At 51.0% G+C, this 14,051-nt stretch carries 16 protein-coding genes; all 16 read left to right on the top strand.

Features of this window, described 5'->3' with window-relative positions:
- Window positions 1-193 precede the first annotated feature (193 nt).
- Entirely contained in the window at window positions 194-328 is a 135-nt protein-coding gene (gene rpmH, locus PS2015_RS15365) for a 50S ribosomal protein L34 (RefSeq protein ID WP_058023056.1), read from the top strand.
- Window positions 329-347: 19 nt separating this feature from the next.
- A complete protein-coding gene (rnpA, locus tag PS2015_RS15360; RefSeq protein ID WP_058023055.1) occupies window positions 348-719 on the top strand; it encodes a ribonuclease P protein component in 372 nt (123 codons plus the stop codon).
- A 13-nt stretch (window positions 720-732) separates the two neighbouring features.
- Window positions 733-990: a membrane protein insertion efficiency factor YidD gene (gene yidD, locus PS2015_RS15535; protein WP_082628183.1), complete on the top strand. Its 258-nt coding sequence runs from the start codon at window positions 733-735 to the stop codon at window positions 988-990.
- 9 nt (window positions 991-999) lie between these two features.
- Complete coding sequence (gene yidC, locus PS2015_RS15355) at window positions 1,000-2,694, top strand: membrane protein insertase YidC (RefSeq protein WP_058023054.1); 1,695 nt, start codon at window positions 1,000-1,002, stop codon at window positions 2,692-2,694.
- 5 nt (window positions 2,695-2,699) lie between these two features.
- A complete protein-coding gene (mnmE, locus tag PS2015_RS15350) occupies window positions 2,700-4,097 on the top strand; it encodes a tRNA uridine-5-carboxymethylaminomethyl(34) synthesis GTPase MnmE (RefSeq protein ID WP_058023053.1) in 1,398 nt (465 codons plus the stop codon).
- A 398-nt stretch (window positions 4,098-4,495) separates the two neighbouring features.
- Window positions 4,496-6,400: a tRNA uridine-5-carboxymethylaminomethyl(34) synthesis enzyme MnmG gene (gene mnmG, locus PS2015_RS15345; protein ID WP_058023052.1), complete on the top strand. Its 1,905-nt coding sequence runs from the start codon at window positions 4,496-4,498 to the stop codon at window positions 6,398-6,400.
- A 22-nt stretch (window positions 6,401-6,422) separates the two neighbouring features.
- Window positions 6,423-7,091 (top strand): 16S rRNA (guanine(527)-N(7))-methyltransferase RsmG, encoded by a 669-nt coding sequence (gene rsmG / locus PS2015_RS15340; protein ID WP_058023051.1) that lies wholly within the window; start codon window positions 6,423-6,425, stop codon window positions 7,089-7,091.
- A 20-nt stretch (window positions 7,092-7,111) separates the two neighbouring features.
- Entirely contained in the window at window positions 7,112-7,894 is a 783-nt protein-coding gene (locus tag PS2015_RS15335; RefSeq protein WP_058023050.1) for a ParA family protein, read from the top strand.
- 14 nt (window positions 7,895-7,908) lie between these two features.
- Complete coding sequence (locus tag PS2015_RS15330; RefSeq protein ID WP_058023049.1) at window positions 7,909-8,811, top strand: ParB/RepB/Spo0J family partition protein; 903 nt, start codon at window positions 7,909-7,911, stop codon at window positions 8,809-8,811.
- A 110-nt stretch (window positions 8,812-8,921) separates the two neighbouring features.
- Entirely contained in the window at window positions 8,922-9,308 is a 387-nt protein-coding gene (locus tag PS2015_RS15325; protein WP_058023048.1) for an ATP synthase subunit I, read from the top strand.
- Between the two features lie 31 nt (window positions 9,309-9,339).
- On the top strand, window positions 9,340-10,203 hold the full coding sequence (gene atpB, locus PS2015_RS15320) for a F0F1 ATP synthase subunit A (RefSeq protein WP_058023047.1): 864 nt from the start codon (window positions 9,340-9,342) through the stop codon (window positions 10,201-10,203).
- A gap of 69 nt (window positions 10,204-10,272) precedes the next feature.
- Window positions 10,273-10,518 (top strand): F0F1 ATP synthase subunit C, encoded by a 246-nt coding sequence (atpE, locus tag PS2015_RS15315; RefSeq protein ID WP_058023436.1) that lies wholly within the window; start codon window positions 10,273-10,275, stop codon window positions 10,516-10,518.
- 55 nt (window positions 10,519-10,573) lie between these two features.
- The gene (locus PS2015_RS15310; RefSeq protein ID WP_058023046.1) at window positions 10,574-11,044 is read left to right on the top strand and encodes a F0F1 ATP synthase subunit B; all 471 of its coding nucleotides are present in this window, start codon (window positions 10,574-10,576) and stop codon (window positions 11,042-11,044) included.
- Window positions 11,045-11,055: 11 nt separating this feature from the next.
- Window positions 11,056-11,592, top strand: coding sequence for a F0F1 ATP synthase subunit delta (locus PS2015_RS15305; protein WP_058023045.1), 537 nt, complete (start codon window positions 11,056-11,058; stop codon window positions 11,590-11,592).
- A 25-nt stretch (window positions 11,593-11,617) separates the two neighbouring features.
- Window positions 11,618-13,162 (top strand): F0F1 ATP synthase subunit alpha, encoded by a 1,545-nt coding sequence (gene atpA / locus PS2015_RS15300; protein WP_058023044.1) that lies wholly within the window; start codon window positions 11,618-11,620, stop codon window positions 13,160-13,162.
- A 20-nt stretch (window positions 13,163-13,182) separates the two neighbouring features.
- Complete coding sequence (gene atpG, locus PS2015_RS15295) at window positions 13,183-14,043, top strand: F0F1 ATP synthase subunit gamma (RefSeq protein ID WP_058023043.1); 861 nt, start codon at window positions 13,183-13,185, stop codon at window positions 14,041-14,043.
- Window positions 14,044-14,051 lie beyond the last annotated feature (8 nt).

Here is a 14,051-nt window from a genome sequence, read left to right as displayed (position 1 = left end):
TGAATCCTTCCGCCAATAATTTTATACACAGGATATCCTGTGGATAACTTGTTATTAAGGAGGTATAAACAACAATTAACAAAAACCTCGGTTTTTCAATTAGTTTGCTTGCAAGCCGTCAATAAAATATATAAAATTCGCGCTCTTTGATTTTTGTGAAGTATTCACATCCGAATTTAACTGGAACACCATTATGAAAAGAACTTTTCAACCCAGCGTACTGAAGCGCGCACGTACACACGGTTTTCGCGCTCGCATGGCTACCCGTGGCGGTCGTCTGGTCATCAAGCGTCGTCGCTCACGAGGCCGCGCCAAACTGTCAGCCTGATATCTTCACTGAGCCGTAAGTGACTACTGAAAGCTTTGGTAGAGAGTTACGGCTACTGACCGCGTCTGATTACAAATGTGTATTTGATCAGGCGCAGTACAAAGTTTCTCGTCCCCAGATACTTATACTGGCCATTGAAAACAATCAGCCAGAACCGAGACTGGGGCTGGTAATAGCCAGAAAAAACATCCGTCTGGCCGTTCAGAGAAATCGCGCTAAAAGATTGATGCGTGAATCATTCCGGCACCATCAGCAATTGCTCCAAGGCCTGGATATCGTTATTCTGGCCAGACGTGACCTGGATAAGCTGGACAACGCTGCTTTATCAAGTTGTTTAGAAACACTTTGGCAGGATATTATCCGACGACGCAACCGCAAGGCAGCACGATAACGGGTAACCAGACATGCTGGCAAAAATAGCGATTAAGCTGATTTCTGTTTATCAGTGCACCCTAAGCCTGCTGATCGGCAATCAATGCCGCTTTTATCCCTCTTGCTCCCACTACACTCAAGACGCTATTGTCACGCACGGCGTACTCAAAGGATGTATCATGGGCGCTCGCAGAATACTGCGTTGCCATCCATGGCATCCTGGTGGATATGATCCTGTTCCGGGCTGCCATGACACCGATCAACACGAACAACCCTCTACCAACAAGTAGCTATCGCACATGGATTATATAAAATACGCATTACTTGCCGGTCTGGCTGCTGTTTCATACCTGCTGTTGCTGGCCTGGCAAGAAGACTATCCCGCCACAACTGCCCCTGACACCGAAGTTGTTTCGTCCGTCCCGGTCCAATCTGCGACGAACAGTGATATTCCGGATGCTTCTTCAACACCGGCAGACGACATTCCGGTTGTTACCAACAATAGCGTGCCCAGCGTCAATGCTACGGCTAACCAAAATCCGGAAACGCTGGTAAGCATTACCACCGACGTCCTCAATGTAACCATCGATCGTCAGGGCGGCGACATTGTATTTGTCTCACTTCCCGAACACTACACACGCATAGACACGCCGGATCAGCCTTTTGTGCTGATGGAAAACAACAGCTCCAGAAGCTATGTTGCTCAGAGTGGTCTGATCGGACGAGACGGTATCGATAGCCCCGAGCGCCCGATCTACAATGCCAGCGCCTCTTCGTTCACCATGAACCCAGGACAGAACAGTCTTCAGGTCAACCTGACCTACACAACAGAAAATAATGTTGAAATCATCAAGCAGTTTCACTTTCGTCGTGGTGACTACCTGATCGACATTAACTACGAAATTAATAATCCCAACGACACACCCTGGCAGGCGAATCTATTTGGTCAGATCAAGCGCAGCAATTATGAAGACCCCACTCGTGGCAGTGGTTTTGGTATGGCCAGCTTCCTGGGATTTGCGACGACTTCAACAGACGATAACTATATAAAAATATCATTCAGCGACGTCGATCAGGGTCGGCCATCGCACGAGATTGAAGGCGGTTGGGTTGCCCTTAGCCAGCACTACTTCATTTCAGCTTTTGTGCCTCCCTCTCAGATGCGCAATAATTTTTCCTTCCGTCGCAATAACGCCGGCGAGTATATAGGCGGTTTTACCAGCCCGGAATTTGTGGCTCCTGCCAATGGCTCCGCTACGCAGAGTATGTCGTTTTACGCGGGTCCCAAAGATCAGTACCGTCTGGCAGAAATCGCACCATGGCTTGACCGCACGATCGACTATGGCTGGTTGTGGTTTGTAGCATCACCAATTTATTGGCTGCTGACACAAATCAATGATGTGATAGGCAATTATGGCTGGTCAATCCTTATTCTGACGCTTATCGTTAAGGCCATATTCTTCAAACTGTCAGCCACCAGCTACCGCTCCATGGCTAATATGCGCCGGGTCATGCCCAAGATGAACCAGCTCAAAGAGCGCTATGGTGACGACAAAATGAAACTCCAGAAAGCCACTATGGAGTTGTATAAGAAAGAGAAAATAAATCCGTTCGGCGGGTGTTTACCCATGCTGGTGCAGATGCCTGTATTTATCGCTCTGTACTGGGTACTGCTGGAAGGCGTAGAACTTCGCCACGCACCCTGGATTCTGTGGATTAACGACCTCTCTGTCATGGACCCCTACTTTGTCTTGCCTCTGCTGATGGGTGTATCCATGTATGTGCAGTTCATGCTCAACCCGACACCACAGGATCCGACACAGGCAAAAATCATGAAATTCATGCCTGTGGTCATGACCATTTTCTTCCTGTGGTTCCCGGCTGGACTGGTCCTGTACTGGTTGGCCAACAGCGTGCTGGGGATTGCTCAACAGTGGTACATCACACGTAAAATTGATGCAGAATACGCCGCGAAGGAAGCAGCCAGGAGCTGATCCGCATGCTGAGCGCTGCAGATTCCGATACGATCTGTGCGATAGCCACACCACCAGGCAGGAGTGGTGTGGGTATCGTGCGAGTATCGGGCCCAGACTGTCTCAATCTTGCCCAGCAAATCCTGGGCTTTCAGCCTCAACCCCGCCACGCCCACTATTGTCCTTTTTTCGATCTCCAGGGAAAAATGCTGGATCAGGGCATCGCTCTGTATTTCCCGGGCCCTCACTCTTTTACAGGTGAAGATGTTTTGGAGCTACAGGGCCATGGCGGCTTCTATGTGCTGGACGCGCTTATTCAGACATTAAGCGAAGCGGGCACACGCATGGCACGGCCGGGAGAGTTCTCTGAGCGTGCTTTCCTGAACGATAAGCTGGATCTCGCACAGGCTGAGGCCATAGCAGATTTAATAGACTCCAGCTCTGCTGAGGCAGCCAGAAGCGCACTGAGAACTCTGCAGGGTGAATTCTCCCGACTTATTGACGAGCTCGCCGAGTCGATAATCAACTTACGGGTTTATCTTGAAGCCGCCATCGATTTCACCGATGAAGAAATCGACTTTTTAAGTGAAGGCGGTATCAGTGAAAAACTGGCTCACATTATCAGCCAGCTCGAAGCTGTTCTGAATCAGGCCAGACAGGGCGCCCTAATCAGAGAGGGCATGGCTGTAGTAATCGCCGGCAAACCCAATGCCGGCAAATCCAGTCTGTTAAACGCACTGGCCGGCAAAGATAGCGCCATCGTGACTGATATCGCCGGGACGACCCGGGATATCCTCAGTGAACAGATCAACATAGATGGTATGCCTTTGCACATTACTGACACAGCCGGCCTGCGCGACAGCGATGACCCGGTCGAGCAGGAAGGTATCCGGCGTGCTGTAAAAGCCATCTCTCACGCCGACCGAATATTGCTGATGATAGACAGCAGCCAGGAATCGGTGAATGAAACCAACCTGAACGACTATCTGGAAAAAACCATCAGTTTCCGGCTGCAAGAGGCCATTGATCTGTCACGTCTCACTGTCATTCAAAATAAAGCAGATCTGTCCGGGCGACCCACAAAAATCATTGCCTCGCAGGATTCAAAACAGCCTCCGATTATCAATCTGTCTGCCAAACAGCAAACTGGTATTGATCTGCTTAAACAGCACCTTAAAGACTGTATGGGCTTTCAGCCGGCTGGCGAGGGTGGTTTTATCGCTCGTCGAAGACACCTTGATGCTCTGAACAAGGCACGAGACTGCCTGCTTCAGGCGGATTGGCAGCTTAACCATAATGGTGCCGCCGAGCTGGTTGCCGAAGATTTGCGCCACGCCCACCAGCATCTGGGAGAGATTACCGGCAAGTTCAGCAGTGATGATCTGTTGGGCCGGATCTTTTCCAGTTTCTGCATCGGGAAATAATGCCTGTCAGTACATTGCTGGCAAACTGTGAATAACCTTAATAATTCTGTGAATAACTTTTGAATAGTTTTCCCTGGCTTTTTTGTGCTGTGTATAAAAAGCACTTTTACCTACAGCTTGCCTACCGCTCCACCCCAGCTTTAACAGAGCTTATCAAGGCAGTTATACATACAATAGACCATTGATATTAATAAGTTTAATTGGGTTCTCAACAGAATTCCGTTTTACCATTAGTAACAACAGTATTAAATCTTTAATAATTAAATATAAATATTTATTACTAATTAATTATGAATTGTTAATAAAATCAGCTTGTGGATTATTTTCACTGACAGGCCTTTAATTTTCTGATTCAGGGCTTATACTTAGCGACCCTTTTAAAAATTCCTGGTCACTTTATGGATTTCTCCAAGCGTTATGACGTCATCGTGATTGGCGGTGGTCATGCCGGCACAGAAGCTGCCCTGGCAGCAGCCCGCATGGGCGTCAAAACCTTGTTACTGACTCACAATATTGAAACTTTGGGTCAGATGTCCTGTAACCCTGCTATCGGTGGAATCGGCAAAAGTCATCTGGTGCGAGAAATAGATGCGCTGGGCGGGGCAATGGCCCGGGCAACTGACAAAGCGGGCATTCAGTTCAGAGTTTTGAACAGCAGCAAAGGGCCGGCAGTCCGCGCAACCCGTGCACAGGCGGACCGGACTTTGTACAAAGCAGCCATCCGGCAAATGCTGGAGAGCCAGCCCAATCTGGAGATATTTCAACAGGCCGCCGATGATCTGATCATTCACGGCGAGCGTGTTGAGGGGGTGGTCACACAAATGGGGCTGCGATTTTTTGCTCCCCGTGTTGTGTTGACCACCGGCACTTTTCTCGGAGGACGTATCCATATTGGCCTGCAGAATACCTCTGGCGGCCGGGCCGGTGATCCGCCATCCATTAAACTGGCTGAACGCCTGCGGGAGCTGCCGTTTAATGTTGGACGCCTGAAAACAGGAACACCACCACGCATTGATGCCCGCTCTGTGGATTTTTCAGTGATGCAGGAACAGCCCGGTGATACGCCGCTGCCAGTGATGTCATTCCGTGGCAGGGTGGAAGACCATCCGCAGCAGATCAGTTGTTACATCACTGCCACTAACGAACGCTGTCATGAAATTATCCGCAGTGGGCTGGATCGCTCGCCCATGTATACCGGCGTTATTGAGGGCACCGGGCCGCGCTACTGTCCGTCGATCGAAGATAAGGTCATGCGTTTTGCGGATAAAAATTCGCATCAGATTTTTGTTGAGCCAGAGGGTCTGACAACAAACGAGCTGTATCCGAATGGTATTTCTACCAGCCTGCCCTTTGACGTGCAGATCGAGATGGTACGTCAGATCAGGGGTTTCGAAAACGCTCATATCACGCGTCCCGGCTATGCTATTGAATACGACTTTTTTGATCCACGGGAATTGCAGTATTCACTGGAAACACGGTTTATCAAAGGTCTGTACTTTGCCGGTCAGATTAATGGTACTACGGGCTACGAAGAGGCCGGGGCACAGGGTTTATTGGCCGGTATCAATGCAGCTCTGGCGGCACAGGAGCGCGATAGCTGGTGCCCACGCCGCGATCAGGCCTACATCGGTGTATTGGTTGATGATTTGATCAGTCTGGGTACCACAGAGCCTTATCGCATGTTTACCAGCCGTGCTGAATATCGCCTTCTGCTGCGAGAGGATAATGCCGATCTGCGTCTGACAGAGGCCGGTCGGCAGATGGGTCTGATTGATGACAGTCACTGGGAAGCTTTTTGCCGTAAGCAGGAAGGCATAAACGGCGAACTCAAACGACTCAAGTCAGTCTGGGTGCAGCCAGACAGTGAGAAGGCCGCAGCCATCAACCCACTTCTTGAGAAACCTCTGAGCAGAGAGTATAGCCTGGCCGATCTTCTGGCCCGACCGGAACTGACCTACAGCCGATTGCAAGAAGCCTTGTCCCCAACCGGGACGCCAATGGATGACATTGATGCTCAGGTGGCTGAGCAGGTTGAGATCCAATTGAAATATCAGGGTTATATCAATCGGCAGAAAGATGATATCGAAAAGCTGAAACGCCAGGAAAATACCGCTTTGCCGGAAGACTTCGACTATCAAAAGATGGATGGACTGTCGAATGAGCTCAAACAAAAGCTGCTGGCCGCCAGGCCTGACTCAATCGCCCGCGCCTCACGAATTCCTGGTATGACGCCGGCGGCGGTATCCTTGCTGCTTATTCACCTTAAAAAATATCAGGCAGCACGCGGACGCAAAAGTGCCTGATGGATCATGGAAGAGGTGATTCGTGGCAGCACAGGAACGCTTGCGCGCAATACTGAGACAAGGATTGGCTAAGCTTGATCTGACACTGAGCGACGCTCAGCAGCAGACATTATTGGACTATGTAGCGCTGCTGGATAAGTGGAACAAGGCTTATAATCTTTCAGCGGTCCGTGATCCTCTGCAGATGATAAGCAGGCATCTGCTGGACAGCCTGACTGTGGCTCCGTGCCTGGCAGAGATTCAGGCTGACACACAACATTCGTTGTCGGTATTGGATGTCGGAACGGGAGCGGGTTTGCCCGGCATCCCTTTGGCGATCTGTTATCCCGATATAAAGTTTATACTGCTGGACAGTAACGGCAAAAAAACCCGTTTTCTGTTTCAGGTGAAAACGATGCTGTCACTGGACAACATTCAGGTGGAAAACACCCGGATTGAACGCTACCAATGTCCGGAGCAAATTGATATTGTCGTCAGTCGGGCCTTCGCGTCTTTATCCGATTTTGTTCTCGGTTGTGAACATTTGTGTCAGCCACATACCCGATTGCTGGCAATGAAGGGTCTGTATCCGGAGCAGGAACTTGCCGATCTGCCATCGCATTGGCGACTACAACAGGCGTCTGCCGTGCAGGTACCGGATACTGAGGGCGAAAGACATATCATTGAACTGAAGCAGACCGGCAAAAACTGAATTTCAGGCAGGTGACACAGGTGACAAAAATACTGGCAGTTGCCAACCAGAAGGGTGGCGTAGGAAAAACAACAACATCAGTCAACCTGGCCGCTTCTTTACAGGCGACCCGGCGCAAGGTATTGCTGGTTGATCTCGATCCCCAGGGCAATGCCACCATGGGTAGCGGAGTCGACAAAAGCGAGCTGGAGTACTCTGTTTACGATGTACTGACAGGCGAAGCTACATTTGACCAGGCAAAAACAAAAGCCCCGGAAGCAGGCTTCGATATTCTGCCTGCCAACGGTGATCTGGTAGCGGCGGAAATTGAACTGCTGGATATGCCGGCGCGGGAAAGCAAACTCAAATCTATACTTGCCGGTATCGCCCAACAATATGACTTTATTGTCATAGATTGCCCACCATCACTGAATATGCTGACTTTGAATGCCCTGGTGGCCGCGCAGGGTGTGGTAATTCCAATGCAATGTGAATATTACGCGCTGGAAGGGCTGTCCGCCCTGATGGACACCATTTCGGCCGTCAGTGAGACGCATAACCCGCAATTGCAGATTGAGGGTATCCTGCGAACCATGTACGATCCGCGCAATAAATTGACCACCGAAGTATCAGGACAACTGTTTGAGCATTTCGGAGACCGCGTGTACCGTACTGTTGTACCGCGTAATATCCGCCTGGCCGAAGCCCCCAGCTATGGACTACCGGTGCTGCAATATGATCGTCAATCGCGTGGCGCTATTGCATACCTCGCGCTGGCCGGCGAAATGCTGAGAAGAAACGAACAGGCCCTTCAGGCGGGCTGACTTAAGGAAACCGCATGTCGAAGAAAAAACTGGGACGTGGACTGGATAAGCTGTTGGGCAGCGCCGCCACTATAAGACAGCAAGCGCAACCGGATGTCAGTGAAGCGCCGCCGCTGCAGGCCGACGAAGAGCTCAAGGATCAGACGCTGAGGCATCTGCCGGTAGATCTGATTGAGCGCGGAAAATATCAGCCTCGTACTGATATGCATCAGGACGCCCTGCAGGAACTGGCCGAGTCCATCAAAGTGCAGGGTGTCATGCAGCCCATTGTTGTGCGGCCGATAGCCGGTGATCGCTTCGAAATCATTGCCGGGGAACGTCGCTGGCGAGCGACACAACTGGCCGGCCTGGACACCATTCCGGCTGTCATCAGGCTGGTGGGTGACGAGTCAGCCGTCGCCATGGCGCTGATTGAAAATATTCAGCGTGAAAACCTCAATCCGATTGAAGAAGCGACCGCACTGAAACGCCTGCAGGAAGAATTCAGCCTGACCCAGCAGGAAGTTGCCGATGCCGTGGGCAAATCGCGCACTACGGTGACTAATCTGCTGCGTCTGATGTCGTTGAATTCAGATGTCCGGCTCATGCTTGAGCGGGGCGACCTGGAGATGGGTCATGCCAGAGCGCTGCTGGCACTGACAAACGACGAACAAAGCGACGCGGCAAAAACAGTCACCGGCAAGGGCCTGTCAGTGCGCCAGACCGAAGAGCTGGTGCGCCGTCTGAGTAATCCCTCTAATGACCCCAAACCGGCCAGCGAACCCGAAGATCCCGATATCAGACGGCTGGAAGAAGACCTTTCAGATAGAATTGGAGCCCGGGTTCAGATCCAGCATTCCAGTAAAGGATCTGGTAAACTGACGCTGCGTTATAATAGCCTTGATGAATTAGACGGAATTCTTGCGCATATTAAGTAAATAGCGCACGTTGGCGTGTTGATACTGCGTAACAAAATCCCTATAATGCGCACCTCTGAAAGGGGAACGGACGCCAAGAACAAGAGAGCTTTTGACGACCAGTGACCAACATGTCGACCATAAAAGCTCCTCCCATATATAAAACTGCAGCCTATCAGCTGTGTTTTTTGTTACTGCTGACGTTTGCAGTGGTCTTGCTGGCTGGTTGGGTCAGTGCGTATTCTTTACTGATCGGTGGTTTGATTTCACTTATTCCGGGAACGTTGTTTGCTAACCGGGTGTTTAAGTACCGGGGTGCCAGAGCTGCCCGGCAGATCGCCAGAGAAGTGAATCGCGGAGAAGCCATCAAGCTGGTGCTCTCGGCGGCAGGATTTGCAGCGGCATTTATCGTTGTGGATCCTCTGAATGTAGTGGCTTTGTTTTCAGGATTTGTACTGGTTCACCTGGCAGGCATAACAGTGTTTGTGCGACTGAACAGAGCTCCGGGCAAATCGTAAAATTGGCGAACTGACAAGTAAAAATTGACTCATGGCAGAATCAAACTCGACAGGCTTCACCTTGCCGGAATACGATAACGGCGCAGAATATATCGGTCACCACCTTGGATTCCTGAAATACGGCAAGCTATCTGATGGCAGCTGGGGCTTTGCTCACAGTGTCGAAGAAGCCAACGCCATGGGATTCTGGTCAATCCATGTAGACTCCATGCTGATGTCACTCCTGCTTGGTGTGATATTTATGGGTCTCTTCTATATGGTGGCGCGCAAAGCCTCTTCGGGCGTACCCACCGGCTTGCAGAATGCTGTCGAATTCTTGGTCGAAATGGTCCAGGGCACTATCAAAAATACCTTCTTTGGCAAAAATGATCTGATTGGACCGCTGTCACTGACCATTTTCTGCTGGATCTTCATGATGAACCTGATGGATCTGGTGCCAGTGGACTGGATTCCGCTGCTGGCGCAGTTTATCGCCCAGGATAACCATCTTTACTTCAAGGCTGTACCGACAACGGATATCAACATCACCGCCGGTTTTGCCATCAGCGTCTTTATTCTGGTGATTTTCTACAGTATTAAAATCAAAGGCATGGGCGGTTTCCTGGGTGAGTTTGCTTTCCATCCGTTTGGCAAGTGGGCCCTGCCGCTCAACCTGGTAATGGAAATCCCCAGCTTCCTCGCCAAGCCGGTGTCATTGGCACTGCGTTTGTATGGAAACCTGTTTGCGGGTGAAATGATCTTCCTGGTAATAGCCCTGGTTGGATGGGTTCAGTTGCCATTGCATTTCGCCTGGGCTGTGTTCCACATCCTGATCATCACGCTGCAGGCGTACCTGTTCATGATGTTGACCATTGTTTATCTGAACCAGGCTCATACCAAGCCAGAGGCTCATTAAACGCTTTAGTTAGACCTTAACGATCAGCAAAACCTTTAGATAAACCTTTAGTAAAACTTGGAGAAAAAAATGGAAACTATTCAGGCATTTTCAGTAATCGCAATTGCCCTCATCTTTGGTCTGTGTGGTGCTGGCACCGCGGTTGCTTTCGGTAACCTGGGTGGCAAATTGATCGAAAGTTCAGCACGTCAGCCAGAACTGGCTCCCAAACTGCAGGTTCAGTTCTTCCTGGTTGCTGGTTTCGTTGACGTAATCTCCATCATCGGTGTCGGTATCTCTTTCGTGTTCCTGTTCGCCAACCCCTTCCTGGGTTAATCGAACGCTTGAAGAGTGCTTCAAGCCACGCGACTACTGACGCAGAGGTGACACCATGAATCTTAACGCAACCATTTTTGGCCAAACGATCGCTTTTGCCGTCTTTGTATGGTTCTGTCTGAAGTATGTATGGCCACCGGTCACACAGGCTCTGGCAGAACGGCAGAAGAAAATCGCCGAAGGTCTGGAAGCTGCAGATCGTGCGCAGCGTGATCTGAGCCTGGCTCAGAACAAGGCAGCCGATGATCTGCGCGAGGCCAAGGTCAAGAGTGCTGAAATCATCGACATGGCTAACAAAAGAGCCAATCAGATCGTTGAAGAAGCCAAAGAAAAAGCACGCGAAGAAGGACAGCGCCTGGTCGCTGGTGCCAAAGCTGAAATCGAAATGGAAGTTCAGCGGGCCAAGGAAGAATTGCGTGCTCAGGTCGCAGCCATTGCCATCGCCGGCGCCGAGAAAATTCTCGAAGGTACGGTTGATCAGGCTGCAAACGAAGAGCTGGTTAAGAAACTCGCTTCTGAGTTATAGGCGAAAACACAATGGCAGAGTCAATTACACTAGCCCGACCTTATGCTAACGCAGCCTTTGAAGTGGCGCTGGCAGACAAGGCACTGGCACCCTGGTCGCAGATGCTCGCGTCGCTGGCCGCAGTCTGTGCTGATCCCAAGGTCAGCGCGCTGTTGAAAAACCCGGCATTGACGGCTGAAAAGCAATCGCAAGCCCTGCTTGAGATCTGTGGTGACGCCGTTTCTGACAAAGGTCAGAACCTGGTCAAGCTGCTGGCTGAGAATCGACGCCTGGTGTTGTTGCCACAAATCAGCAGCATTTTCGACGTACTAAAAGCCGCGCAGGAAAAAAGCATTGATGTCGATGTGGCAACTGCTTACCAGCTCAGTGATGAGGTAGTAGAGCATTTGACACAGGCACTCCAGAAGCGTCTGGACCGCCAGGTCAGGCTTAACACCCGCGTTGATCAGAAACTGATCGGGGGCGCTGTCATTCGAGCAGGTGATACAGTCATCGACAATTCTGTTCGAGGAAAACTGAACAAATTAGCCGAATCATTGAGTTCCTAGTCGGTCTGGGAATGAGGGAATAAGCATGCAACAACTGAATCCGTCAGAAATCAGTGAAATTATCAAGCAGAGAATCAACAGTCTCGACGTTTCTGTGCAGGCCAAAAACGAAGGTACGATTGTCAGCGTTTCTGACGGTATCGTGCGCATTCACGGCCTCGAAGACGTCATGTACGGTGAGATGATCGAATTCGATGGTGGCCTTTTTGGTATGGCACTTAACCTGGAGCGTGACTCCGTGGGTGCCGTTGTACTGGGTGACTATCTGGGTCTGGCAGAGGGCCAGTCCTGCCGTTGTACCGGCCGTATTCTTGAAGTACCGGTGGGTCCGGAAATGGAAGGCCGCGTTGTTGACGCGCTGGGTAACCCGATCGATGGCAAAGGCGCCATCAATGCCAAGCTGACTGCTCCGGTAGAAAAGGTGGCCCCTGGTGTAATCGCCCGTAAGTCAGTTGACCAGCCGGTACAGACCGGTCTGAAAGCAATTGACTCCATGGTGCCAATCGGCCGCGGCCAGCGTGAGCTGATCATCGGTGACCGTCAGGTCGGTAAAACAGCGGTTGCTATTGACGCCATTATCAACCAGAAAGGTAAAGGCGTTAAGTGTATCTACGTCGCAATCGGACAGAAGCAGTCCTCTATTGCTAACGTCGTAAGCAAGCTGGAAGAGCACGGCGCGATGGAATACACCATTGTTGTTGCGGCATCTGCATCAGACCCCGCCTCAATGCAGTACCTGGCGCCTTACTCAGGCTGCTCCATGGGTGAGTACTACCGTGACCGCGGTGAAGACGCCCTGATTATTTACGATGACCTGACCAAGCAGGCTTGGGCCTATCGTCAAATCTCCCTGTTGCTGCGTCGTCCGCCGGGTCGTGAAGCATATCCTGGTGACGTATTCTACTTGCACTCACGTCTGCTGGAGCGCGCATCTCGCGTCAATGCAGAGTACGTTGAGCAGATGACCAACGGCGAAGTAAAAGGCCAAACCGGTTCATTGACCGCATTGCCAATCATTGAGACGCAGGCTGGCGACGTATCGGCGTTCGTACCAACTAACGTAATCTCTATTACAGACGGTCAGATCTTCCTGGAAACCGACCTGTTCAACGCCGGTATCCGTCCTGCGATCAACGCCGGTCTGTCGGTGTCGCGTGTAGGTGGTTCAGCCCAAACCAAGATCATCAAAAAGCTCGGCGGTGGTATCCGTATCGCTCTGGCACAGTATCGTGAGCTGGCGGCCTTTGCCCAGTTTGCATCAGATCTGGACGAAGCAACACGTGCCCAGTTGGAGCATGGTCAGCGCGTTACCGAGCTGATGAAGCAGAGCCAGTACGCGCCGCAGTCTGTTGCCGAAATGGGTCTGGTTCTGTTTGCAGCTAACGAAGGCTACCTGAAAGACGTTGAACTGCAGAAAGTAGTGGCATTCGAAAAGTCTCTGCTCTCTTATGCCAACAGCCAGCACGCTGATCTGCTTAAGAGCATCAACGACAACCCTGACTACAATGACGAGATTGCTGCTAAATTGAAATCTTTGATTGAGCAGTTCAAATCAACTCAGACCTGGTAATCAAAGGTAGGCGGTGAATTATGGCTGGTGGTAAAGAGATTCGGGGCAAGATCTCCAGCATCAACAACACGCAGAAAATTACCAGTGCCATGGAAATGGTAGCTGCATCTAAAATGCGTAAGGCACAGGATCGCATGGCATTGGGCAAGCCCTATGCCACGCATATCCGCAAGGTGATCGGACATATTGCCAACGCTAATCCAGAGTACCGTCACGTCTATTTCACCGAGCGTGAAGTTAAACGTGTCGCTTACATTGTGATATCGACAGACCGTGGACTGTGTGGTGGCCTCAACATCAACGCGTTTAAGGCAACAGTGAAAGAAGTTGCTGAATGGCGAAAGCAGGATGTTGAGGTTGAGTTCTGCGCAGTGGGTGCCAAGGCGGCGGCGTTTTTTAACAGCTATGGCGGCAAAGTAGTAGCGTCAATCCGTGGTTTGGGCGATGCGCCGGAACTTAATCAGGTGATTGGTGCGGTCAAGGTCATGCTGGACAAGTTTGAGAACGGTGAGATCGATCGCCTGTATCTGGTCAGCAACCAGTTCGTCAACACAATGACACAGAAGCCCGAAGTTGCGCAGTTACTGCCACTGCAGGCCTCTGAAGACAAAGAGCTGAAGCATCACTGGGACTATATCTATGAGCCTCAGGCGGAGGCACTGTTGAACGGCCTGCTGACACGTTACATGGAGACTCAGGTCTACCAGGCGGTCGTGGAAAACATTGCTTGCGAGCAGGCAGCCCGCATGATTGCAATGAAAAATGCCACAGACAACGCCGGAGATCTGATCGAGCAACTGGGTCTTATCTATAACAAGGCCCGTCAGGCATCGATTACACAAGAGTTGTCGGAAATCGTTGGCGGAGCTGCAGCGGTCTAAAAGCTCAC

Source organism: Pseudohongiella spirulinae, from assembly GCF_001444425.1.
In the GTDB taxonomy this organism is placed as follows: Bacteria; Pseudomonadota; Gammaproteobacteria; order Pseudomonadales; family Pseudohongiellaceae; genus Pseudohongiella; species Pseudohongiella spirulinae.
Note: the sequence above shows the minus strand (reverse complement) of the source record. Positions and strands in the feature narration are given on the sequence as shown.

What these genes read in the sequence shown, in the direction of transcription:
- rpmH (WP_058023056.1), top strand. Translation starts at nt 194, where the DNA reads ATGAAAAGAACTTTTCAACCCAGCGTACTGAAGCGCGCACGTACACAC.
- yidD (WP_082628183.1), top strand. Translation starts at nt 733, where the DNA reads ATGCTGGCAAAAATAGCGATTAAGCTGATTTCTGTTTATCAGTGCACC.
- yidC (WP_058023054.1), top strand. Translation starts at nt 1,000, where the DNA reads ATGGATTATATAAAATACGCATTACTTGCCGGTCTGGCTGCTGTTTCA.
- mnmE (WP_058023053.1), top strand. Translation starts at nt 2,700, where the DNA reads ATGCTGAGCGCTGCAGATTCCGATACGATCTGTGCGATAGCCACACCA.
- mnmG (WP_058023052.1), top strand. Translation starts at nt 4,496, where the DNA reads ATGGATTTCTCCAAGCGTTATGACGTCATCGTGATTGGCGGTGGTCAT.
- PS2015_RS15330 (WP_058023049.1), top strand. Translation starts at nt 7,909, where the DNA reads ATGTCGAAGAAAAAACTGGGACGTGGACTGGATAAGCTGTTGGGCAGC.
- PS2015_RS15325 (WP_058023048.1), top strand. Translation starts at nt 8,922, where the DNA reads ATGTCGACCATAAAAGCTCCTCCCATATATAAAACTGCAGCCTATCAG.
- atpB (WP_058023047.1), top strand. Translation starts at nt 9,340, where the DNA reads ATGGCAGAATCAAACTCGACAGGCTTCACCTTGCCGGAATACGATAAC.
- atpE (WP_058023436.1), top strand. Translation starts at nt 10,273, where the DNA reads ATGGAAACTATTCAGGCATTTTCAGTAATCGCAATTGCCCTCATCTTT.
- PS2015_RS15310 (WP_058023046.1), top strand. Translation starts at nt 10,574, where the DNA reads ATGAATCTTAACGCAACCATTTTTGGCCAAACGATCGCTTTTGCCGTC.
- PS2015_RS15305 (WP_058023045.1), top strand. Translation starts at nt 11,056, where the DNA reads ATGGCAGAGTCAATTACACTAGCCCGACCTTATGCTAACGCAGCCTTT.
- atpA (WP_058023044.1), top strand. Translation starts at nt 11,618, where the DNA reads ATGCAACAACTGAATCCGTCAGAAATCAGTGAAATTATCAAGCAGAGA.
- atpG (WP_058023043.1), top strand. Translation starts at nt 13,183, where the DNA reads ATGGCTGGTGGTAAAGAGATTCGGGGCAAGATCTCCAGCATCAACAAC.